At 62.7% G+C, this 23,130-nt stretch carries 21 protein-coding genes; 2 read left to right on the forward strand and 19 right to left on the reverse strand.

The genetic code is table 11. The annotated features are described in order from the left end of the window. Position 1: 1 nt before the first annotated feature. The 19 genes from greA to rpsB form a co-directional block, all read right to left on the reverse strand. Positions 2–478, reverse strand: a complete 477-nt coding sequence (greA, locus tag CDE01S_RS08620; RefSeq protein WP_066705950.1) for a transcription elongation factor GreA — start codon at positions 476–478, stop codon at positions 2–4. 84 nt (positions 479–562) lie between these two features. Further along, complete coding sequence (gene carB / locus CDE01S_RS08625; protein WP_066705952.1) at positions 563–3,805, reverse strand: carbamoyl-phosphate synthase large subunit; 3,243 nt, start codon at positions 3,803–3,805, stop codon at positions 563–565. Next, entirely contained in the window at positions 3,798–4,979 is a 1,182-nt protein-coding gene (gene carA, locus CDE01S_RS08630; protein ID WP_174525458.1) for a glutamine-hydrolyzing carbamoyl-phosphate synthase small subunit, read from the reverse strand. The genes carB and carA overlap by 8 nt, the downstream gene beginning before the upstream one ends. Before the next feature lie 197 nt (positions 4,980–5,176). Further along, on the reverse strand, positions 5,177–5,962 hold the full coding sequence (locus CDE01S_RS08635) for a TrmH family RNA methyltransferase (RefSeq protein ID WP_066705956.1): 786 nt from the start codon (positions 5,960–5,962) through the stop codon (positions 5,177–5,179). Continuing rightward, a complete protein-coding gene (gene rnhB / locus CDE01S_RS08640; RefSeq protein ID WP_066705958.1) occupies positions 5,959–6,576 on the reverse strand; it encodes a ribonuclease HII in 618 nt (205 codons plus the stop codon). Before rnhB ends, CDE01S_RS08635 begins: the two co-directional genes overlap by 4 nt. Then, a complete protein-coding gene (gene lpxB, locus CDE01S_RS08645; protein WP_066706000.1) occupies positions 6,548–7,666 on the reverse strand; it encodes a lipid-A-disaccharide synthase in 1,119 nt (372 codons plus the stop codon). Before lpxB ends, rnhB begins: the two co-directional genes overlap by 29 nt. A 75-nt stretch (positions 7,667–7,741) precedes the next feature. Beyond that, positions 7,742–8,536: an acyl-ACP--UDP-N-acetylglucosamine O-acyltransferase gene (gene lpxA / locus CDE01S_RS08650; protein WP_066705960.1), complete on the reverse strand. Its 795-nt coding sequence runs from the start codon at positions 8,534–8,536 to the stop codon at positions 7,742–7,744. Positions 8,537–8,554: 18 nt separating this feature from the next. After that, positions 8,555–8,995, reverse strand: coding sequence for a 3-hydroxyacyl-ACP dehydratase FabZ (fabZ, locus tag CDE01S_RS08655; RefSeq protein ID WP_066705963.1), 441 nt, complete (start codon positions 8,993–8,995; stop codon positions 8,555–8,557). After that, positions 8,992–9,978 (reverse strand): UDP-3-O-(3-hydroxymyristoyl)glucosamine N-acyltransferase, encoded by a 987-nt coding sequence (gene lpxD / locus CDE01S_RS08660; RefSeq protein ID WP_066705965.1) that lies wholly within the window; start codon positions 9,976–9,978, stop codon positions 8,992–8,994. The genes fabZ and lpxD overlap by 4 nt, the downstream gene beginning before the upstream one ends. Before the next feature lie 21 nt (positions 9,979–9,999). Continuing rightward, positions 10,000–10,509 (reverse strand): OmpH/Skp family outer membrane protein, encoded by a 510-nt coding sequence (locus CDE01S_RS08665; protein ID WP_066705967.1) that lies wholly within the window; start codon positions 10,507–10,509, stop codon positions 10,000–10,002. Further along, the gene (bamA, locus tag CDE01S_RS08670) at positions 10,509–12,800 is read right to left on the reverse strand and encodes an outer membrane protein assembly factor BamA (protein WP_066705970.1); all 2,292 of its coding nucleotides are present in this window, start codon (positions 12,798–12,800) and stop codon (positions 10,509–10,511) included. Before bamA ends, CDE01S_RS08665 begins: the two co-directional genes overlap by 1 nt. A 46-nt stretch (positions 12,801–12,846) precedes the next feature. Further along, on the reverse strand, positions 12,847–14,205 hold the full coding sequence (gene rseP / locus CDE01S_RS08675) for an RIP metalloprotease RseP (protein WP_066705971.1): 1,359 nt from the start codon (positions 14,203–14,205) through the stop codon (positions 12,847–12,849). Between the two features lie 15 nt (positions 14,206–14,220). After that, positions 14,221–15,411, reverse strand: a complete 1,191-nt coding sequence (gene ispC / locus CDE01S_RS08680) for a 1-deoxy-D-xylulose-5-phosphate reductoisomerase (protein WP_066705973.1) — start codon at positions 15,409–15,411, stop codon at positions 14,221–14,223. After that, entirely contained in the window at positions 15,408–16,262 is an 855-nt protein-coding gene (locus CDE01S_RS08685; RefSeq protein ID WP_066705975.1) for a phosphatidate cytidylyltransferase, read from the reverse strand. Before CDE01S_RS08685 ends, ispC begins: the two co-directional genes overlap by 4 nt. 11 nt (positions 16,263–16,273) lie before the next feature. Further along, the gene (gene uppS / locus CDE01S_RS08690) at positions 16,274–16,999 is read right to left on the reverse strand and encodes a polyprenyl diphosphate synthase (RefSeq protein WP_066705977.1); all 726 of its coding nucleotides are present in this window, start codon (positions 16,997–16,999) and stop codon (positions 16,274–16,276) included. Positions 17,000–17,024: 25 nt separating this feature from the next. Next, positions 17,025–17,585: a ribosome recycling factor gene (gene frr / locus CDE01S_RS08695; RefSeq protein ID WP_066705979.1), complete on the reverse strand. Its 561-nt coding sequence runs from the start codon at positions 17,583–17,585 to the stop codon at positions 17,025–17,027. A gap of 32 nt (positions 17,586–17,617) precedes the next feature. After that, positions 17,618–18,334 (reverse strand): UMP kinase, encoded by a 717-nt coding sequence (gene pyrH / locus CDE01S_RS08700; RefSeq protein ID WP_066705981.1) that lies wholly within the window; start codon positions 18,332–18,334, stop codon positions 17,618–17,620. Between the two features lie 67 nt (positions 18,335–18,401). Beyond that, on the reverse strand, positions 18,402–19,325 hold the full coding sequence (gene tsf / locus CDE01S_RS08705) for a translation elongation factor Ts (protein WP_066705983.1): 924 nt from the start codon (positions 19,323–19,325) through the stop codon (positions 18,402–18,404). 86 nt (positions 19,326–19,411) lie between these two features. Beyond that, positions 19,412–20,161 (reverse strand): 30S ribosomal protein S2, encoded by a 750-nt coding sequence (gene rpsB / locus CDE01S_RS08710; RefSeq protein WP_066705985.1) that lies wholly within the window; start codon positions 20,159–20,161, stop codon positions 19,412–19,414. Positions 20,162–20,328: 167 nt separating this feature from the next. On the opposite strand from rpsB, the gene CDE01S_RS08715 reads away from it, so the two are divergent. Both CDE01S_RS08715 and CDE01S_RS08720 read left to right on the forward strand, forming a co-directional pair. Beyond that, positions 20,329–21,684, forward strand: a complete 1,356-nt coding sequence (locus tag CDE01S_RS08715; RefSeq protein WP_066705987.1) for an amidase — start codon at positions 20,329–20,331, stop codon at positions 21,682–21,684. Between the two features lie 50 nt (positions 21,685–21,734). Beyond that, positions 21,735–23,003: a D-amino acid dehydrogenase gene (locus CDE01S_RS08720; protein ID WP_066705989.1), complete on the forward strand. Its 1,269-nt coding sequence runs from the start codon at positions 21,735–21,737 to the stop codon at positions 23,001–23,003. Positions 23,004–23,130: the final 127 nt, after the last annotated feature.

Raw genomic sequence — 23,130 nt, forward strand, 5'->3', positions numbered from 1 at the left:
CTCAGAGGTAGCTGACGGCCACGATCTCGTAGCGCTTGATGCCGCCGGGCGCCTGCACCTCGGCGGTATCACCCTCTTCCTTGCCGATCAGGGCGCGGGCAATGGGGCTGCTGATGTTGATCAGGCCAAGCTTGAGATCTGCCTCGTCCTCACCCACGATCTGGTATTTGACGGCCTCGCCGGTCGACTCTTCTTCCAGCTCCACCGTGGCACCAAACACCACCTTGCCACCAGCGTCCACGGCCGACGGGTCGATGATCTGGGCCGCCGACAGCTTGCCCTCGATTTCCTGAATGCGACCCTCGATGAAGCCCTGGCGGTCCTTGGCGGCATCGTATTCGGCGTTTTCGCTCAGGTCACCCTGGGCGCGCGCTTCGGCAATGGCATTGATCACCGCAGGACGGTCAACCGTCTTCAGCCGGTGCAGCTCAGCCTTGAGCTTCTCGGCGCCGCGGGTGGTAATCGGAATGGTGGCCATAACAGGTCAATTCTTCAGTGGTCAAAAGTAACGGGGGCAGACCGGCGCGTTGTGCGCCAGCCTGCCCCCGGCAGGTTGCGGCAATTATGCCAGTTGGGCGTGCATTTCCTGCACTGAAATCACGTCCAGCTGGTCCATGTACTTCATGCCTTCCACCGCCGCTTCAGCGCCGGCAATGGTGGTGAAGGTGGTCACGCGGCCCAGCAGGGCCGAGGTACGGATGTGGCGCGAATCGACGATCGCGTTGCGGCGCTCCTCCACCGTGTTGATGACCAGCGCGATCTCCTCGTTCTTGATCATGTCCACGACATTGGGGCGGCCTTCCGTCACCTTGTTGACGACCGTGCACTCCAGGCCAGCGGCCTGGATGGCAGCGGCAGTGCCCTTGGTGGCCACAACCTTGAAACCCAGGGCCAGCAGGCCACGCACCACCTCAACCGCACGCGGCTTGTCGCTCTGCTTGACCGAGATGAACACCGTGCCCGTACGCGGCAGCTTGGTGCCGGCACCGAGCTGCGACTTGACGAAGGCCTCGCCGAAGGTCTTGCCCACGCCCATGACCTCGCCGGTGGATTTCATCTCGGGGCCGAGGATGGTGTCCACGCCAGGGAACTTGACGAAGGGGAACACGGCTTCCTTGACGCTGAAGTACGGCGGCGTCACCTCTTGCGTGATGCCCTGCTGCTTGAGCGTCTGGCCGGCCATGCAGCGTGCGGCCACCTTGGCCAGCTGGATGCCGGTGGCCTTGGAAACGAAGGGCACGGTGCGCGAGGCACGCGGGTTCACTTCGAGCACGTAGATCACGTCCTTGCCGTCCACATGCTGGATGGCGAACTGCACGTTCATCAGGCCCACCACGTTCAGCGACGCGGCCATGGCGGCCGTCTGGCGCTTGATCTCGGTCACGGTCTCGGCGCTCAGGCTGTAGGGCGGCAGCGAGCAGGCGGAGTCGCCGCTGTGCACGCCGGCCTGTTCGATGTGCTCCATCACGCCGCCGATGAAGGTCTTGCCTTCCGGGTCGCGCAGGCAGTCGACGTCACACTCGATGGCATCGTTCAGGAAGCGGTCCAGCAGCACCGGCGAATCGTTGCTGACCTTGACTGCTTCGCGCATGTAGCGCTCCAGATCGCGCTGCTCGTGCACGATTTCCATCGCGCGGCCGCCGAGCACGTAGCTCGGGCGCACCACCAGCGGGTAACCCAGGGCGGCGGCCTTCTCCAGCGCCTCGGCTTCGGTGCGGGCGGTGGCGTTGGGCGGCTGGCGCAGGCCGAGGTCGTGCAGCAGCTTCTGGAAGCGCTCACGGTCTTCAGCGGCATCGATCATGTCGGGCGAGGTGCCGATGATCGGCACGCCTTCGGCCTCCAGGCCGAGCGCCAGTTTCAGCGGCGTCTGGCCGCCGTACTGCACGATCACGCCGGTCGGCTTTTCCTTGTCGACGATCTCCAGCACGTCTTCCAGTGTCAGCGGCTCGAAGTACAGGCGGTCCGAGGTGTCGTAGTCGGTCGACACGGTCTCGGGGTTGCAATTGACCATGATGGTCTCGTAGCCGTCTTCGCGCATGGCGAGCGCGGCATGCACGCAGCAGTAGTCGAACTCGATGCCCTGGCCGATGCGGTTGGGGCCGCCGCCGAGCACCATGATCTTCTTCTTGGCCGTCGGCTCGGCCTCGCACTCGTCCTCGTAGCTCGAGTACATGTAGGCGGTGTTGGTGGCGAACTCGGCCGCGCAGGTGTCCACGCGCTTGTAGACCGGACGCACCTTGAGTGCACGACGCTGGTCGCGCACGGCCTTTTCGCTCGTCTTGAGCAGCTTGGCCAGGCGGCGGTCAGAGAAACCTTTTTTCTTCAGCGTGCGCAGCGTGGTCGCGTCGAGCGCAGCCAGGGCTTTGTCGCCCTTCTCGGCGGCCAGCTTGTCCAGGTCGAGTTCGATCTTCACGATCTCCTCGATCTGCACCAGGAACCACTTGTCGATCTTGGTGAGGTCGTACACCTCGTCCACCGACAGGCCCATGGCAAACGCGTCGCCCACGTACCAGATGCGCTCGGGACCGGGCTCGCCCAGCTCCTTCTCCAGCACCTCGCGGTCCTGGGTCTTCTCGTTCATGCCGTCGACGCCGACTTCCAGGCCACGCAAGGCTTTCTGGAACGACTCCTGGAAGGTGCGGCCCATGGCCATCACCTCGCCGACCGACTTCATCTGGGTGGTCAGGCGGCTGTCGGCGGTGGGGAATTTCTCGAAGGCAAAACGCGGGATCTTGGTCACCACGTAGTCGATCGACGGCTCAAAGGACGCCGGCGTGGCACCGCCGGTGATCTCGTTGCGCAGTTCGTCCAGCGTGTAACCCACGGCCAGCTTGGCCGCCACCTTGGCGATCGGGAAACCGGTGGCCTTGGAAGCCAGCGCCGAGGAACGGCTGACGCGCGGGTTCATCTCGATCACGATCATGCGGCCGTCCTTCGGATTGACCGAGAACTGCACGTTGGAGCCGCCGGTGTCGACACCGATCTCACGCAGCACCGCCAGCGAGGCGTTGCGCATGATCTGGTATTCCTTGTCGGTCAGCGTCTGGGCCGGCGCCACGGTGATGGAGTCGCCGGTGTGGACACCCATGGGGTCAAGGTTTTCGATCGAGCAGATGATGATGCAGTTGTCGGCCTTGTCGCGCACGACTTCCATCTCGTACTCTTTCCAGCCGAGCAGCGACTCTTCGATCAGCAGCTCGTTGGTGGGCGAGGCTTCCAGGCCGCGCTTGCAGATGATCTCGAACTCTTCGGCGTTGTACGCAATGCCGCCGCCGGTGCCGCCCAGCGTGAAACTGGGGCGGATGACGGTAGGGAAGCCAACCTGCTTCTGCACACCCCAGGCTTCTTCCATGCTGTGGGCGATGCCGGAGCGCGCGGAACCCAGACCGATCTTGGTCATGGCTTCCTTGAACTTCTGGCGGTCCTCGGCCTTGTCGATGGCCTCGGGCGTAGCGCCGATCAGCTCGACCTTGTACTTCTCCAGCACGCCGTTGTGCCACAGGTCCAATGCGCAGTTCAGCGCGGTCTGGCCGCCCATGGTGGGCAGGATGGCGTCCGGACGTTCCTTGGCGATGATCTTCTCGACCGTCTGCCAGGTGATGGGCTCGATGTAGGTGACGTCGGCCGTGGCCGGGTCGGTCATGATCGTGGCCGGGTTGCTGTTGATCAGGATGACCTTGTAGCCTTCTTCGCGCAAGGCCTTGCAGGCCTGCACGCCGGAGTAGTCGAACTCACAGGCCTGGCCGATGATGATCGGGCCGGCGCCGATGATCAGGATCGATTTGATGTCTGTGCGCTTAGGCATTCTTCTTCTCCTTGGCCTTTTCCATCAGCGCGGTAAAACGGTCGAACAGGTAGGCAATGTCGTGCGGGCCGGGCGAGGCTTCCGGGTGGCCCTGGAAGCAGAACGCCGGCTTGTCGGTGCGGGCCAGACCCTGCAACGTGCCATCGAACAGGCTCACGTGCGTGGGGCGCAGGTTGGCCGGCAGCGATTTCTCGTCCACGGCAAAACCGTGGTTCTGGCTGGTGATGCTGACGCGGCCGGTGTCGAGATCCTTCACCGGGTGGTTGGCCCCGTGGTGGCCGAACTTCATCTTGAAGGTCTTGGCCCCCGAGGCCAGGGCCATGATCTGGTGACCCAGGCAGATGCCGAAGGTCGGGATGCCGGTCTCGATCAGCTCACGCACGGCGGCAATTGCGTAGTCGCACGGTTCCGGATCACCGGGGCCGTTGGAGAGGAAGATGCCGTCCGGCTTGTGTTTCAGCACCTCGGCCGCCGGCGTCTGCGCCGGCACCACGGTGACCTTGACCCCGCGCGAGGCCAGCATGCGCAGGATGTTTTTCTTCACGCCAAAGTCGTAGGCGACGACGTGGAATTTCGGTGCCGTCTGCGTGCCGTAGCCCGCGCCCAGTTGCCATTCGGTCTGGGTCCAGTCGTAGGACTTCGACACCGACACCACCTTGGCCAGGTCCTGGCCGGCCATGTTCGGCGCCGCCTTGGCGGCGGCAATCGCCTGGTCGATGACGGCTTGCGTCACGTCCTGACCTGCGGCCAGGGCCACAATGGCGCCGTTTTGTGCGCCCTTGGTGCGCAGCAGGCGCGTCAGCTTGCGGGTGTCGATGTTGGCAATGGCCACCGTCTTTTCGCGCACCAGGTACTGCGACAGGGTTTCGGTGCAGCGGAAGTTGGATGCCAGCAGCGGCAGGTCCTTGATGATGAGGCCGGCGGCATGGACCTTGTCAGCTTCGATGTCCTCGGTATTGACGCCGTAGTTGCCGATGTGCGGATACGTGAGCGTCACGATCTGCTGGCAGTAGCTCGGGTCGGTGAGGATTTCCTGGTAGCCGGTGATGGCGGTGTTGAACACCACTTCGCCGACGGTGGTGCCGGTGGCACCGATCGAATTGCCGAGAAAGACCGTGCCGTCTGCGAGCGCCAGGATGGCGTGGGGGGTGGTTCCCTTGAGAGACAAAAGCACTGGGTACTCCGTTGGTTACGGGCGCGCCCACGCATTCACAAGAAACGAGTCCTGGCTGCTGCTTTTGAGAGGGGTTCGGCTTGAAATGCGCTGGGGCGGCTGGATTTCTGAACAGTTGTCGATTATAGCCTAGGGCTTATGTCCCTCGACTTCGCTCCAACTTGCGGCACACATTCTGCCCGCCCAAAAAACAGGCATCAGATCGCGGCAGCCGCGACCGCACTGGCGTGCAGGCAGATCGCTGCCGCGGCCGCCACATTGAGCGACTCCTCGCCGCCGGGCTGGCCGATGCGCACCGACAGGGCGGCACGCGCCATCAGCGCCTCGCCCACGCCCTGCCCCTCGTGCCCGAGCGCCCAGGCGCAGGGCATGGGCAGGTGCTGCTGCTGGATCAGCGCGCCCAGATGCGAACTGGTCACGATGATGGGTACCGCCAAGGCATCAAGTGCGGGCAATTCGACGCCTTCGACCAGCTGCAGGCCGAAATGCGCGCCCATGCCGGCACGCAGCACCTTCGGGCTCCAGAGGGCGGCGGTGCCTTTGAGTGCAATCACCTGACGGAAACCGAAGGCGCCGGCGCTGCGCAGGATGGAGCCGACGTTGCCGGCGTCCTGCACGCGGTCCAGGATGACCGAAGCCACACCCGACTGCACCGCGGCGGCAACCGGCAGGTCAAAGACAAAACCCATGCCGGCGGGCGACTCCAGGCCGCTGATGCCGGCAAACAGCGCATCCGGGATCACTATGTTTTTGATAGCAGATTGCGCAAGTTCGACGGGGGCTGAGGGCCAAAATGACTCAGAAAAAACGGCAATGCCTGGCCGCCAGCCCCGCACCAGTGCAGCCCGCCCCAGGTGGTCGCCCTCGACCCAGAAGCGGCCCAGCTTGCGATAAGCCGTGCTGTCCTCGCTCAGACGACGCAGCTCCTTGAGCAGCGGGTTGTCCCTGGAGGTGATGTGCTGCGCATTGGCCGCCGAACTCATCGCAGGACTCCCGACACCGGCGCGAAGGATTTGCGGTGCTGCGGGCAGGCACCGTGCTCGCGCAAGGCCGCAATGTGCTCGGCCGTGCCATACCCCTTGTGGGCGGCAAAGCCATACTGCGGAAACTGCTCGTGGTACTGCGCACACCAGCGGTCGCGGTGCACCTTGGCCAGGATGGAGGCTGCCGAGATGGCCGGCACCTTGGCATCGCCCTTGACGATGGCCTCGGCCAGCACGTCGAGCACCGGCAGGCGGTTGCCGTCCACCAGCACCTTGGTCGGCTTCAGGCGCAGGCCCTCAACGGCACGCCGCATGGCCAGCATCGTGGCCTGCAAGATGTTGAGCTGGTCGATCTCATCCACGCTGGCCTCGGCAATCGAGCAGCACAGCGCCTTGGCGCGGATCTCGTCGTAAAGTTTCTCGCGTCGGGCCGGTGAGAGCTTTTTCGAATCGGCTAGGCCCTGGATGGGATTCAGGTCGTCCAGGATGACGGCTGCGGCCACCACCGGGCCGGCCAGCGGGCCGCGACCGGCCTCGTCCACCCCGGCCACCAGACCGGGGGTATCCCATATCAGGGTGGCTTGCTCAGCCTTGAAGAATTTGCTCGATCGCATCGGCGGCCAGTTGGGGGGTATCGCGCTGCAGTTCGTGATGCAGCGCGGTGAATTTCTCTTGCACGGCCGCCATTTTCTCAGGGGCAGCCAACCACTGCAGTACGGCAGCGCTGAGTGCCTGCGGCGTGGCCGCATCCTGCAACAGCTCGGGCACCACAAAGTCGCGGCACAGAATGTTGGGCAGGCCGACCCAGGGCTGCAGCTGCTTGCGTCGCATGATCTGCCAGGACAGCCAGTTCATGTTGTAGGCAATCACCATCGGGCGCTTGAACAGCGCCGCCTCCAGGGTTGCCGTGCCACTGGCAATCAGCGTCACGTCGCAAGCCGCCAGCACCATATGGGATTGACCCGTCACGATCTGCAGTTCCTCGGCCATGCCAGCCGCCTGCGCGGCCTGCACAATCCGTGCTTGCAGGCCAGGCATAGCAGGCACTATGAATTTGATAGCTGGTTGCGCCCGCTTCACGAGGCCTGCGGCCTTGAAAAATCGGGAAGCCAGGTACTCGATTTCGGATTTCCGGCTACCCGGCAAGATGGCCACCACTGTGTCATCCGCCTGCAAACCGAGTGCCACACGCGCCGCCGCACGGTCCGGCACCAGCGGGATCACATTGGCCAAGGGATGCCCGACATAGGTGGCGGCGATGCCATGCTGCGCCAGCAGCTCAACCTCAAAAGGGAAAATGCACAGCACGTGGTCGACGCTGCTGCGGATCTTCTCGATGCGCTCGGGCCGCCAGGCCCAGACCGAGGGGCAGACGAAATGCGCAGTCCGGATGCCGGCCGCCTTGAGGTCGCGCTCGAGGTCGAGGTTGAAATCAGGCGCATCGACACCGATGAAGATATCGGGCCGCTGTTGCAGCAGCCGTTGCTTGAGTTGCTCGCGGATGCCGACGATCTCACGGTAGTGGCGCAGCACCTCGACATAACCGCGCACGGCCAGTTTGTCGCTCGGCCACCAGGCCTCAAAACCACGGCGGCTCATCTGGGGACCGCCGATGCCGGCTGCCGTCACGCCTGGCCAGCGCGCTTTCAAGCCATCGAGCAAGAGGCCCGCCAGCAGGTCGCCGGAAGCCTCACCGGCCACCATCGCCACGCGGGGCGACGCAATGGCAGACGCAGCAGCCACCGAGGCGGCCGCTGGCGAAGGCACGGCAGCCATGGGTTAACGGACGATGCCGCGCTGCGGCGTGGTTTGCGCCAGGAAGGCCAACATCATGGCGACATCGGGGGCCGCTTCAGGATGCCGCTGGGTCAGCGCGGTTATCTGCGCTTGCGCCTGCTCCAGCGTCAAGCCGTCACGGTACAGGGCCTTGTGCATGGCTTTCACCGCAGCAATGCGGTCAGGCGAAAAACCGCGCCGGCGCAGCCCCTCGAAGTTCATGGAACGCGCCTGGGCCGGCTGCCCCTGGCACATCACAAAAGGCGGCAGATCGGCAAACAGCAGGGAACACATGGCTGTCATGCTGTGGGCCCCGAGCTTGACGAACTGGTGCACCACCGTGAAACCACCCAGGATCACCCAGTCGCCCACATGCACATGGCCGGCCAACTGCGAGTTGTTGGCAAAGATGGTGTGGTTGCCAACCACGCAGTCGTGCGCCAGATGGACATAGGCCATGATCCAGTTGTCGTTGCCGACCCGCGTGACACCAGCGTCCCCGGGCGAACCGATGTTGAAGGTGCAGAACTCACGAATGGTGTTGCGGTCCCCGATGACGAGCTCGCACGGCTCACCCGCGTACTTCTTGTCCTGCGGAATGGCGCCGAGCGAATTGAACTGGAAAATCTGGTTGTCGCGCCCGATGGTGGTGTGGCCTTCGATCACGCAATGCGCGCCGATGGTCGTACCGGCCCCCACCTTCACATGAGGACCAATCACCGTGTAGGGCCCGACCGTGACCGAGCTGTCAAGCTCGGCCTCAGGTGCCACCACGGCCGTGGGATGGATGAGCGTCACGTTGCGACCCCCGCGTGCTTACGCAATGGTGCGCATGGTGCACATGAGCTCGGCCTCCACCGCCAGCTCTTCGCCGACGCTGGCACGCGCCGTGAACTTGAAGATGCCGGCCTTCATGCGATCCAGCTCGACATCCAGGATCAGCTGATCACCCGGTTCGACCGGGCGCTTGAAACGCGCACCATCAATGCCGGCAAAGTAATAGACCGTCTTGTCGTCGGGGGTCGTCCCCAGCGTGTCGAAAGCCAGCAATGCTGCTGCCTGCGCCAGCGCTTCGAGCATCAGCACCCCCGGCATCACCGGCCGATGCGGAAAATGGCCCGTGAAGAAGGGCTCGTTCATCGTGACATTCTTCAATGCCTTGATGTGCTTGCCTTTTTCAATCTCCAGCACGCGATCGACCAGCAGAAACGGATAGCGGTGCGGCAGTTGCTTGAGAATTTGGTGGATGTCCATCATGATTGATTCGTTTCTTTGATCTTGTGTTCCAGCACCCGGACGCGCTCGCGCATGGCATGCAGCTGTTTGAGGGTGGCGGCATTTTTTTCCCAGGCCACATTGTCGTCGATGGGAAACATGCCGGTGTAGTGGCCCGGCTTGAGAAGGGAGCGGGTCACCACCGAAGCAGCCGAGACATGCACGCCATCGGCCAGGGTCAGGTGCCCCAGCACGACGGCACCGCCGCCGATGGTGCAACCGGCGCCAATGTTGGCACTGCCCGCCACCCCGACGCAACCGGCCATGGCGGTATTGCGCCCGACACGCACGTTGTGCCCGATCTGGATCAGGTTGTCGAGCTTGACGCCATCCTCGATCACGGTGTCCTGCAGGGCACCGCGGTCGATGCAGGTGTTGGCACCAATCTCGACATCATTGCCGATACGCACTGCGCCAAGCTGCTCTATCTTCTCCCAGGCCGGTCCGTTCGGCGCAAAGCCAAAACCATCGGCACCAATCACCACCCCCGGGTGCAGGATGCAACGCTCGCCCAGCACGCAATTCTCGCCCACCGTCACACGTGAAGCCAGCACGGTATGCGCACCGATGCGCGCACCACGCTCAATCACACACAAGGGGCCAATGCGCGCCAGAGGATCAACATGGGCGGCTGGATCGATGACGGCGCTGGGATGGATGCGCGGCCCAGCACCCTGCCGATGTTCGCGGCGCCAGAGCTGCGTCACACGGGCAAAATACAGGTATGGCTGGTCCACCACGATGCAGCTGCCACGTACCAAGGCCTGGGCCTGCATCTGGGGGCTGACAATCACGCAAGCGGCTTTCGAGGCCGCCAGCTGCTGCTGATACTTGGGATGACTGAGAAAACTCAGGTGCTGTGACGTTGCCGACTCAAGCGGTGCCAGGCCTGCAATCTGCAACTCGGGATCGCCATGCAGCTCGCCCCCGAGCGCCTCAACAATGGTGCCTAGTCGCAATGCCACACGCGCTGTACCCGCAAAAGCTCACTTGGCCGAATTCAGGGCCTTGATCACCTTGTCGGTGATGTCGTGCTTGGGATTGACGTAAACGGCCTCTTGCAGGATCAGGTCGTATTTTTCGGCGTCAGCCAACTGCTTGACCACACGGTTGGCACGCTCAAACACCTGCTGCAACTCTTCATTGCGGCGGGCATTGAGGTCTTCCTGGAATTCGCGACGCTTGCGCTGGAAGTCACGATCCTGCTCGACCAGTTGCTTCTGGCGCGTGGCGCGCTGGGTTTCCGACAGGGTCGGTGCTTCACGTTCCAGTTTGTCGGCCGCGCTCTTGAGGGTGGCACCCTGTTCCTGCAATTCCTTTTCACGCCGGGAGAACTCCTGCTCCAACTTGGCCTGAGCATTTTTGGCCGGACCCGCCTCACGAATGATGCGATCCAGGTTCACATACCCCAAGCGAAAGTCCTGCGCCTGCACGGATGCCACGGCCAGAAAAGCCAGCAGCAAACCCAGGCTGATGTGACGGGAAAAGTGTTTCATTAGAAAGTGGTTCCGATCTGAAATTGAATATTCTGAATTCTATCGTTATCAAACTTGCGCAGGGGGGTTGCAAACGCCAGACGCAAGGGCCCCATAGGCGAAATCCAGCTGATACCAACACCGGCAGAAGACCGGAACTGGTCGAAAACAACACTCTCATCCGCACCGAAGACGTTGCCCATATCAACAAAACCGTACATGCGCAAGGTACGGTCGTTACCGGCCCCGGGGAATGGTGCTTGGAACTCGAAGTTCAGGTTAACTTTCTTGGGTCCGCCTAAAACCAAACCTGAACTTGCATCGCGCGGCCCCAGACTGCCGGCCTCAAAACCGCGCACTGAACCCAGACCGCCCCCGTAGAAATTCTTGAAGATAGGATAGGTCTTGCCTTCGGTCGCCTGCCCCCAAGCAAGATCGCCATTAAAGGCGAATGTATATTGCTTGCTCAACGGAATGTACTGTTGGTATTGATAAGTGCCGCGGATATAGCGCACATCCCCGGCAACACTCCACTCTGCTGTGGCGCGTTGAAAATTACCGCTTGTCGGGACCAGCGCACTATCGCGGTTGTCACGAGCCCAACCAGCTGTCAATGGCACAGCGTTACTTGCATAACCGAATTCATTGGCGTAATTCGCATAAGCTACTGGCAAATAACTTCCCGTCACAATGCTAGTGCGCTCGACGCCTGCACCGAGGTAAACCGTATCCCGTTCAGAAACTGGCACACCAAACCGCAAACTCGTACCTGTGGTTTCCAGCGAATACGAAGTTTCGTCATAATAAGGCCGGAACACGCGATGGTAAATGTCGATAGTGCGCGACACACCATCTTTCGTAAAGTAAGGGTTGGTAGTATTCAAGACAAGAAGGCGATTGATTCGACTCGTATTGACTTGCAAACCCAACGAATTGCCTGATCCAAAGACATTTTGCTGGTTAATACCGAACGACAACCCCAGACCATCGTTACTGGAAAAACCAGCGCCTAGAGTCAAGCTACCCGTTGGTTTCTCCTCAACTTTGAGCGTCAGATCAACTTGGTCAGCAGAACCTGCCACTTCGCTGGGTTCCAAACTCACACTTGTGAAATAACCCAATCGGTCCACGCGATTGCGCGACAGCTTGATCTTCTCGCTGTCATACCAGGACGCCTCGAACTGGCGCAGCTCACGCCGCACCACTTCGTCACGCGTGCGATTGTTGCCTGCCACATTGATACGACGGACGTAGACACGACGCGACGGATCAGCCTGCAACACCAGCGTCACCTGATTGTTGGCTCGATCAATATCGGGGCGCGACTGCACACGTGCAAAGGCAAAACCGAATTTACCGAAGTAATCGGTAAACGCCTTTGTGGTCTCGGCCACTTGATCGGCGTTGTAGGCCTGCCCAGGCAGAATCGAGACCAAGGCCTTGAACTCGTCCTCTCGCCCCAGATAGTTACCTTCCAGCTTGACGCCCGACACCACGAAGCGCTCGCCTTCGCTCACGTTGATCGTGATGGAAATATCCTGTTTGTTGGGCGAGATGGCCACTTGTGTCGAATCGACGCGGAATTCCAGATATCCACGCGCCAGGTAATAGGAACGCAGGGTCTCGATATCCGCATTGAGCTTGGTGCGGGAGTAACGATCAGATTTGGTATACCAGCTCATCCAGTTACCAGTATCGAGATCAAACTGATCGCGCAAGGTTGATTCGGAGAACGCCTTGTTGCCGACAATCCGGAGCTCACTGATCCTGGCCAGATCCCCTTCGGTCACCGTGAAGGTGAGGTTCACACGGTTACGCTCGATCGGTGTGACCGTTGTCACCACGTCGGCGGCGTACAGGCTCCGATTGATGTACTGGCGCTTGAGTTCCTGCTCGGCCCGGTCGAGCAAGGCCTTGTCAAAGGGGCGTCCGTCGCTCAGCCCGACATCGCGCATCGCCTTCTTGAGCGTATCCTTGTCGAATTCCTTGGTGCCGATGAATTCAACATCTGCCACCGTAGGACGCTCCTCGACGATCACCACCAGCACATCGCCACTGACCTCCAGCCGGATGTCCTTGAACAGCCCCAAGCCGAACAGCGAGCGGATCGCCGCCGCGCCCTTTTCGTCGCTGTAGGTGTCGCCGACCCGCACCGGCATGGACGCAAAGACCGTCCCCGGCTCGATCCGCTGCAGACCTTCAATACGAATGTCACGCACCTTGAACGGCTCGACTGCCCACGCAGCGTGTGTCACATAAAACAGGACTGCCAGAGCGGTGCTCGTACGCAGAAAAAAGCGCTTGATTTGCATTTTTTGTCTTGAAATTATCGGGTCTTAGCTGCTTGCCACAGGGCTGTCAGCCCCACAAGCGGGCCAAGTCGTTGAACAAGGCGATTGTCATCATGGTGGCCAGAATCGCAATACCGCCGCGCTGCAGCCGTTCCAGCCACGCGTCAGAGATACTCCTGCCTGTCAACCCTTCCCAAAGATAATACATCAGGTGCCCCCCATCGAGGACCGGCAGCGGCAGAAGATTCAGCACCCCCAGGCTGACGCTGATAAGCGCCAGGAAGGTCAGATAGGGGGTCCATCCCAGGCTGGCCGAGCGGCCGGCGTAATCGGCAATGGTCAGCGGACCGCTCAGGTTCCTCAACGACGCCTCGCCGATCAGCATCCGTCCCATCATGCGCAGGGTCAGCGCCGACACCTCCCACGTCCGGACCGCCCCCCGCCACAGCCCATCCAGCGGACCGTGCCGCACCGTGACAAATTCAGGCGCTGCCCCGATGAACGCCCCAATCCGACCCACGCGCAGATCACCCTCCTGCCGCACCTCGGGATGGACCAGCACTGTCAGGTCCTGCCCGTCACGCTGGATGCGCCAGGTCGCGGCAACGGCCTCACCGCTCACAACCGAGGCCCGTATCAGATCACGCAACTGCGCACCATCCTGGATCACCTGCCCGCCCATGCGCAACACCACATCGCCCTGACGCAGGCCATCGCGCTCGGCCGCGCCGCCTGCCATGACCTCACCGATCACAGCTCGACCATACGGCGCCACCAGACCAATACGCCGGAACAGATCGGCATCCGCCTCCTGCGCGCCCATCCCGGCCAGCGGCAGCACTAGTTCCCTCTCAGCCCCGGTCGTACCAGCCAAGGCCAAGCGGACATCGTGGCTTTCGAGCGCACCACGGGTCAACCACCAGCGCACATCCTCAAAGGAATCCACGGTCTGCAAGTCGTCGTCGTTGAAGCCGGCATGCAGCACCCGCTCGCCGGCCTGCAAGCCGGCGCGCTCCGCCATCGAGCCGGCCACCGGGCTACCCAGCACCGCCGCCGGCAGTTGCACGCCGCTCCAGTTGACCACCGCGTACAGCAGGACTGCCAGCAGCAGATTGGCCAGCGGCCCGGCCGCCACGATCAGTGCACGCGAACGCAAGGGTTGGGTGTTGAAGGCCAGATGCCGTTCCTGCTCCTCCACCGGCGCTTCGCGCTCGTCGAGCATGCGCACATAGCCCCCCAGAGGAAAAGCGCAAATCACAAACTCGGTGGATGAGCCGCGCGGCTGCCAGCGCAACAGCGTACGGCCAAACCCGATGGAAAAACGCAGTACCTTGACGCCACAGGCCACCGCCATGCGGTAGTGGCCATACTCATGCACGGCAATCAGTACCCCCAGCGCAAGGATGAAGGCAAACAGCGTCAACATGCTGCCCGCTCGCCTCTAAACACCGAGCCGTGCAACGGCCTGCTCCGCCACGACGCGCGATTCGGCGTCCAGTGCCAGCAGGTCGGCCAGCGATTGCGGCACCGTCGTTGTCACCGCCGCCAGCGTCTCAACATTGACGGCATGGATCTGGTCGAAACGGATTCGCCTCTCCAGGAAAGCCGCTACCGCCACCTCATTGGCCGCATTGAGCACCGCCGTGGTGCCGACTGGCCCGTTCAGCGCATCCCAGGCCAGCCGGATGCCGGGAAACCGCTCTGGGTGGCCGCGCGTCTCCAGCGACTCAAAACTCATCTCGGCCAGAGTTCGGAAATCGAGCGCCTCAGCGCCCGAACTCATGCGCTCAGGCCAGGACAGACCATAGGCGATCGGCACCCGCATGTCAGGCGTGCCCAGTTGCGCCACCACGGAATGGTCTTTGTACTGCACCATGGAGTGAATCACGCTTTGCGGATGAATCACCACCTCCAGCCGATCCGGCGCCAAGCCGAACAGGTAACGCGCCTCGATCACTTCCAGCGCCTTGTTCATCATGGTGGCCGAATCGACCGAAATCTTGCGCCCCATCACCCAGTTCGGATGGGCGCAGGCTTGCTCCGGTGTGACATCGCGCAGGGTGATCGGATCCCGGGTGCGGAATGGTCCACCGGACGCCGTCAGGATGATCTTGTCGACACGCCCAGCCCAGGTCAGCGGGTCTTCCGGCAGCGACTGGAAGATGGCTGAATGCTCGCTGTCGATCGGCAGCAACGTGGCACCACCTTCGCGCACTGCGTGCATGAAGACCTCGCCACCAACCACCAGCGCTTCCTTGTTGGCCAGCAGCAGGCGTTTGCCGGCGCGTGCCGCGGCCAGGCAAGGCGCCAAGCCGGCAGCACCGACAATGGCCGCCATCACGGCATCCACCTCGTCATGCCCGGCCATCTCGGCCAGTGCCACCTCGCCACTGAGCACCCGCGTGGTGGAACCCTGTGTGGCCAGTTGCTCTGCCAGCTCTTTGCCATGCGGCACGCTGGCCATGACGGCAAAACGCGGCTTGAACTGCAGGCATTGCTGCAGCATCAAGTCCACCTGCGTGGCAGCCGTCAGTGCAAAAACTTCGAAACGCTCCGGATGACGCGCCACCACGTCCAGCGTGTTGGTCCCGATGGAGCCGGTTGAACCCAGAATCGCCAGGCGTTGTTTCATGGGGTCGCAAAAGAGATCAGCATCATGGTGAGCGGCAGCGTTGGCAGCAAAGCATCAACACGGTCCAGCACACCGCCATGGCCAGGCAGCAAGCCGCTGCTGTCCTTGACGCCGGCGCTGCGCTTGATCAGCGACTCCACCAGATCACCCACCACGCTCATGGTGGCCAGGAACAACACAGCCAACAGCAGAAACCAGACGCCATGGGTACCCAGACGGCTATAAAGGCTCGGCTCGGCTACCTGCCAGGCTTGATCTGCCCAGCGCCAGCCCAGCGCCAACAACACCACACCGGCCATGCCACCCCAGACGCCTTCCCAGCTCTTGCCCGGGCTGATGGAAGGCGCCAGTTTGCCGCGGCTGAAGCGGCCACCAAACGCCTTCCCGGAAAAATAGGCGGCGATGTCGGCCATCCAGACCAAGGCCAGCACGGAAAGCAGAAAATTGATGCCGATGACACGCGCCTGAGCCACCGCCAGCCAGGTGGCCCACAGCGCCCCCAACCCGGCAGCCCAACGCAAACCGGCGGGAATCGATGGCCAGACCGGCACCCCTTTGCGCAGCAACCAGCCACCGGCCAGAACCCACAGGCCACCGACCACCGACCAGACCAGGGGCACGGAACGGTACAGCAGCCCCAGATTCCAACTCAAGCCGCACAACAGCACACAGACCAAGGCGCCCAATAATGAAACGGTCTGGCTGCAGCTGTTCAGCCGCCCCCACTCCCAGGCCCCGGCTGCAATGAGGACCAAGGCCAGCGCGCTGAACGGCTCCGGTGAGGGATAAAACAGCGCCGGCAGCAGGATCAGCAGCAGGACAAGGGCGGTGATGACGCGCTGCTTGAGCATAGGTGGGGCCTTCAGGCGACTTTCTGGTCGCCAGCGGCGACCTGGGCCGACGTCTGGCCAAAGCGCCGCTCACGCCGACTGAATTCGGCCATGGCACGATCCAGCTCGGCTTCATCGAATTCGGGCCAGAGCTTGTCGCTGAAAAAGAGTTCGGCGTAGGCCGCCTGCCAGAGCAGGAAATTGCTCAGGCGCTGCTCGCCACCGGTGCGGATGATGAGATCGGGATCGGGGACATGCGCCAATGCCATGGCGCCCTGCAATTCACCCTCGGTGATCGGCTTGCCTTGGGCCACCAGTTTCGCGGCGGCCTGGGCCATATCCCAGCGTCCGCCGTAGTTGAAGCAGACATTGAGGATCAGCCGTCCATTCGACGCGGTGGCCGCTTCAGCCTGTGCCAGACCGGCACGCACCTTGTCGGACAGGCCACTTCGCTCCCCCACAAAATGCACCTGCACGCCATCCTGCTGGAGTTTCGGGACTTCCTTGGCCAGCGCCGTGGCCAGCAATTCCATCAGGCCCGAAACCTCGTCCGCCGGGCGATTCCAGTTCTCAGAGGAAAAAGCGAAAACGGTCAATACGGCTACACCGCGGTCCACGCAGGCGCGGATGCAGCGTCGCAGGCTCTCCATACCCTGCCGGTGCCCGGCCAAGCGTGGCATGAAGCGCTTGGCAGCCCAGCGACCGTTGCCATCCATGACGATGGCGATGTGGTGCGGAATCCCGCTGGACGATGTCATGAGAGAAGGCAAGCAGACAACCGTCTCAGACGGCCATCACTTCCTGTTCCTTGGCTGCCACCAGTTGATCGATGGTGGCGACATGCTTGTCGGTCAATTTCTGGATATCGGCTTCGGAACGCTTTTGGTCATCCTCGGATGCCAGCTTGTCCTTGACCAGTTTCTTCACGGCCTCATTCGCATCACGACGCAGGTTGCGCACGGCGATCTTCGAGTTCTCGCCTTCATTGCGCACCAGCTTGGTCATCTCCTTGCGGCGCTCCTCGCTCATGGGCGGCATCGGCACACGGATCAGGTCGCCCATGGAGGCCGGGTTCAGGCCGAGATCACTCTCGCGAATGGCTTTCTCGATCTTGGCGCCCATGCCCTTTTCCCACGGCTGCACGCTGATGGTGCGGGCATCGAGCAGGGCCACGTTGGCAACCTGGCTCAGCGGCACCATGGAGCCGTAGTACTCCACGTGGATCGAATCGAGCAACGCCGGGCTGGCGCGGCCGGTGCGAACCTTGGATAGATTGCTCTTGAGCGCCTCGATGGACTGGTCCATCTTGGTTTCCATGGTCTTCTTGATGTCTGCGATCGTCATTGTTCTCTCCTGTGCTGCGTCTTCAGCCCTGCTCAGGCATACACCAGTGTGCCCTCGTCCTCACCCATCACCACGCGCTTGAGCGCACCGTGCTTGAAGATGGAAAACACCTTGATGGGCAACTTCTGGTCGCGACACAGCGCAAAGGCCGTGGCATCCATGATGCCCAGATTCTTGTTCATCGCCTCATCGAATGACAGGCGGGTATAGCGCGTTGCAGCCGGGTCTTTCTTCGGGTCGGCAGTGTAGACGCCGTCCACCTTGGTGGCCTTGAGCACCACCTCGGCACCAATCTCGGCGCCGCGCAGGGCAGCCGCCGTGTCGGTGGTGAAGAAAGGGTTGCCGGTGCCGGCAGCGAAGATCACCACCTTACCCTCTTCCAGGTACTGCAGTGCCTTGGGCCGCACATAAGGCTCAACCACTTGCTCAATGCCGATGGCCGACATGACACGGGCCGTCAGGCCGGCCTTGTTCATGGTATCGGCCAGCGCCAGCGCGTTCATCACGGTGGCCAGCATGCCCATGTAGTCGGCGGTGGCCCGGTCCATACCGACCGAGCCGCCAGCCACACCGCGGAAAATGTTGCCGCCGCCAATGACGACGGCCACCTCCACACCGAGGCGGGTGATTTCCGCCACCTCCTCCACCATGCGCTGAATCGTGGCATGGTTGATGCCGAAGGCATCGTCCCCCATCAGGGCCTCACCGGACAGCTTCAGCAGTATGCGCTTGTGGGCCGGTTTGGACATGAGGGACTCTCCTTGAAACAGTGATCGATGGACTTGGTGGGTAGTGCGGAATTTACAGGATTGGCGTTCAACCGGCCTGCTTGGCAGCAGCCACCTGGGCAGCCACTTCAGCAGCGAAATCGTCCACCTTCTTCTCGATACCTTCGCCCACCACGTACAGGGTGAACGCCTTCACCGTGGTACCGGCAGCCTTGAGCATCTGTTCAATGGTCTGCTTGTCGTTCTTCACGAAAGGCTGGTTGAACAGCGACACTTCCTTCAGGTACTTCTGCACACCACCTTCAATGCGCTTGGCGACGATGTCGGCCGGCTGGGCCGGTTTGCCGGCAGCTTCAGCAGCTTTGCGGTCTTCCTCGGCCTTGCCGGCAGCAACCGCACGCTCTTTTTCAATCAGGTCGGCCGGCACATCAGCGCTGGTCAGGGCAACCGGTTTCATGGCAGCCACGTGCATGGCCACATCCTTGGCAGCGGTCTCGTCACCGTCGAACTCGACCACCACGCCAATGCGGGTGCCGTGCAGGTAGGCGGCCAGCTTGGCACCGGAGGCGAAACGCTTGAAGCGGCGGAAGCTCATGTTCTCGCCGATCTTGCCGATCAGGCCCTTGCGCACATCTTCCAGCGTGGGGCCGAAGCCGTCTTGCGCATAGGCCAGTGCACCCAGGGCAGCCACGTCGGCCGGGTTGTGCTTGGCAACCAGCTCGGCAGCCGCCTTGGCCAGACCCAGGAAGCTGTCGTTCTTGGTCACGAAGTCGGTTTCGCAGTTGACTTCGATCAGGGCGCCGGTGGTGCCGTCGATGAAGCTGGCGACCACGCCTTCAGCCGTCACGCGCGAAGCAGCCTTGCCGGCCTTGGTGCCGAGCTTGACGCGCAGCACCTCTTCCGCCTTGGCCATGTCGCCGTCGGCTTCGGTCAGTGCCTTCTTGCACTCCATCATCGGGGCATCGGTCTTGGCGCGCAGTTCAGCGACCATGCTTGCGGTAATTGCAGCCATCTTGTTTCTCCGTGTGCAGTTCAGTTCAATTCAAACAGGGACTAAAAAAAAGGGGCATGCGCCCCTTTCTTCGGGTCGTGACCGGCTCAGGCAGCCTCGCTCACTTCCACAAACTCGTCACCAGCCTCGGACGACACGGCCTTGACCACGTCTTCCACAGCGTTGGCGCGGCCTTCGATGATGGCGTCGGCAATGCCACGCGCGTACAGCGTCACAGCCTTGGACGAGTCATCATTGCCAGGGATCACGTAATCAATGCCTTCCGGCGAGTGATTGGTATCAACCACACCGATCAGCGGAATGCCCAGCTTCTTGGCTTCGGCAATGGCGATCTTGTGGTAGCCGACGTCGATCACGAAGATCGCGTCCGGCAGGGTGTTCATGTCCTGGATGCCGCCGATGTCTTTTTCCAGCTTCTCCAGCTCGCGGGCGAACATGAGCTGCTCTTTCTTGCTCATGCTGTCCAGGCCAGCTTCCTGCTGGGCCTTCATGTCCTTCAGACGCTTGATCGAGGTCTTGACCGTCTTGAAGTTGGTCAGCATGCCGCCCAGCCAACGCTGGTCAACGAAGGGCACGCCGGCACGCTGGGCTTCAGCGGCAACGATCTCACGAGCTTGACGCTTGGTACCCACCATCAGGATGGTGCCGCGCTTGGCAGCCAGTTGCTTCACGAACTTGGAAGCCTCCTGGAACATCGGCAGCGACTTTTCCAGGTTGATGATGTGGATCTTGTTGCGATGGCCGAAGATAAACGGGGCCATCTTGGGATTCCAGAAGCGGGTCTGGTGGCCAAAATGGACACCGGCTTCCAGCATTTCTCGCATGGTAACGGACATGGTTAACTCCAAAGGTTGGGTCTAAAATCCGGCCCTCTTTGCAGCAGGCGCCTGAAGAGCACCCGATGCAACACCTGGATGGACCGGTTTGCGATTTGTTCGCTAGCAGACCGGAATGGCCCATCAGCAAAACCCAAAGAGTATAGCACAGCCACCCTCTTCATCACATGCTTGCAGACCTCCACACCACCCGCCAGCGCCTGCTGGCCGGCCAGACCAGCGCAAGCACCGAAATCGAGCGCGCCATCGCCATCGTCCCGTCGCCGCGCAACCAGCACGCTTTCCTGCAGACCAGCTTTGGCCAGGCACGCGCCGCCGCCCTGGCAGCCGACGCCGGGCGCCAGCCGCTGGCCGGGCTGGCCGTGTCGGTCAAGGACCTGTTCGACATGGCCGGCGAGACCAGCCGCGCCGGGTCTGTGGTGCTGGCGGATGCGCCGCCGGCACGTCAGGATGCCGCGGCCGTGGCCCGGCTGCGCGCCGCCGGAGCGGCGTTCATCGGCCGCACCAACATGACCGAATTCGCCTTCTCCGGCGTCGGCGTCAACCCGCACTACGGCACCCCGGCCAACGCCGTGGCCACCGACGTGCCCCGCATTCCCGGCGGCTCGTCCAGTGGCGCGGCCGTCTCGGTGGCCACGGGGGCTGCCTTCATCGGCCTGGGCTCGGACACTGGCGGCTCGATCCGCATCCCGGCCGCCCTGCAGGGCCTGGTCGGCTTCAAGAACACCGCCCGGCTGGTGCCGCTGGACGGCACCCTCCCCCTGTCCAGCACGCTGGACACCGCCTGTGCCATGACGCGCTCGGTGCGCGATGCCATCCTGGCGCATGAGATCCTGGCGGCACGATGCGTCACACGCAGCGCAGCCCCGCTCTCGGCTTACCGACTGGCCGTTACACCGACCCTCATGCTCGACGGCGTGGATGCAACCGTGGCCCGCGCCTTCGAGCGCACGCTGCAGGCCCTGCGCGCCGCCGGGGCCCACATCGAAGAAATCGCCCTGCCCGAACTGGGCGAACTGGCCGGCATGCAGGCCAACGGCAGCTTTGCCGCCGCCGAGAGCTACGCCTGGCATCGCCGCCTGTTGCAGCAGAAGGCGGCCCAGTACGATCCGCGTGTCGCCAGCCGCATCCAGCGCGGCGCCACCATGAGCGCGGCCGACTACCTTGAACTGATGCAGATGCGCCGCGACTGGATCGCTCGCGTCGAACAGGCCCTGCAAGGTTTTGATGCCGTGCTCTCGCCCACCGTGCCGGTCGTGGCGCCACCCCTCTCGGAAGTCGCGCCCGGTGAAGGCAAGGATGCGGCGCTGGACGCCGCGCGTGACGCAGCCTTCTTCCGCATCAACGGCCTGCTGCTGCGCAATCCGAGCGTGGTTAACATGCTGGACGGCTGCGCCATCTCGCTGCCTTGCCATACGGCTGACGAGCTGCCGGTCGGCCTGATGCTCTGGCACGGCGCGATGCGCGATGATGGCGTGTTGAATCTGGCACTGCAAATCGAAAATTTGCTACAAAAACAATAGCTGCTTGCGCAGATGACGCAAGAGCCAAGCATTAAAAACAACAGGAATTCATGAAAATTGCAGTCATTGGCGCCGGCATCATCGGCGTCACCACCGCCTACGAACTCGCGCAGGATGGTCACGAAGTCACCGTTTTTGAGCGACGCCTGGCCGCCGCCGAAGAAGGCAGTTTTGCCAATGCGGGTCTGGTCGCACCGGCCTACACCACGCCTTGGGCCGCACCGGGCATGCCCCTCAAGATCATCAGCCACCTTCTGAGCCGCCATGCGCCGGTGCGCATCCGCTGGCCGCTGTCGCGCCAGGAACTGGGCTGGATGTGGAAAAGCTGGCGTGCCTGCCAGCCGGAGACCTTTGTGGCCAACCGCCAGCGCATGCAGCGGCTGGCCGCCTTCAGCCGCGAGCGGCTGCACCAGATCAGCGCCGACCTGCAACTCGAATTCGACCGCAGCGAGGGCCATCTGGTGCTGCTGCGCTCGGCCAAGGACCAGGCCCAGATGCAAGCCGGCCTGCAGGTGCTGCGCGAGGCCGGTGTCCCGTTCAAGGAAATCAGCCCGGAGGACGCGCGCAAGATCGAGCCTGCGCTCAACCCGGACACATCTTTTCACGGCGCCATCCACCTGCCACAGGACGAGGTCGGCAACTGCCGCCAGTTCGCCCTGCTGCTCAAGAACGAGGCCCAGCGCCAAGGTGTGAACTTTGCCTTCAGCACCACGGTGGAATCGATCGAGCCGGCTGCCGACGGATCCGCTGCCGGTGTCAGGCTGCATCTGGCCGGCGAGTCCGAAACGCAACGCTTCGACGCCGCCGTGCTGTGCGCCGGCATCGACTCGGCACGCCTGCTGCGCCCGCTCGGCGTGAAGATCCCGTTGGCTGCGGTGCATGGCTATTCGATCAGCGCGGCCGTGCGCGAACCGCTGAACGCGCCGCGCAGCGCCATCATGGACGAACGCTACAAGGTCAACATCACACGCCTGGGTCAGCGGGTGCGTGTGGCCGGCACAGCAGAAATCGGCGGCGCGCCCGGTGAGCAGCGCGCCGGCACCCTCCAGACGCTCTACAAGGTCCTGCACGACTGGTTTCCTGGCGCGGCGCAGATCAGCAGCGGCGTCCAGGTCTGGAAAGGCGCGCGCCCCATGCTGCCTGACGGCCCGCCACTGTTGGGCGCCAGCGGCATCCCGGGCCTGTGGCTGAACCTGGGGCATGGCGCCAGCGGCTGGTCGCTGAGCTGCGGGTCGGCCCGAGCCCTGGCCGACCTGATCGCCGGACGTCCGCCGGAGATCGATCTCGAAGGCCTGGACCTGCAGCGACTCAAGCCCTGAACGGGGCTATGAACGGCCCCCTGGGGCCTCTGAACGGCGCGGGAGGAAGGCCATGATTCAGGTACATTCGGCGTAACCACCGGTACACCTCTTGCTCATGAGCCCTGAACTATCCCAACGCTTAGGG

Origin of the sequence: Curvibacter delicatus NBRC 14919, from assembly GCF_001592265.1 — a bacterium.
In the GTDB taxonomy this organism is placed as follows: Bacteria; Pseudomonadota; Gammaproteobacteria; order Burkholderiales; family Burkholderiaceae_C; genus Hylemonella; species Hylemonella delicata.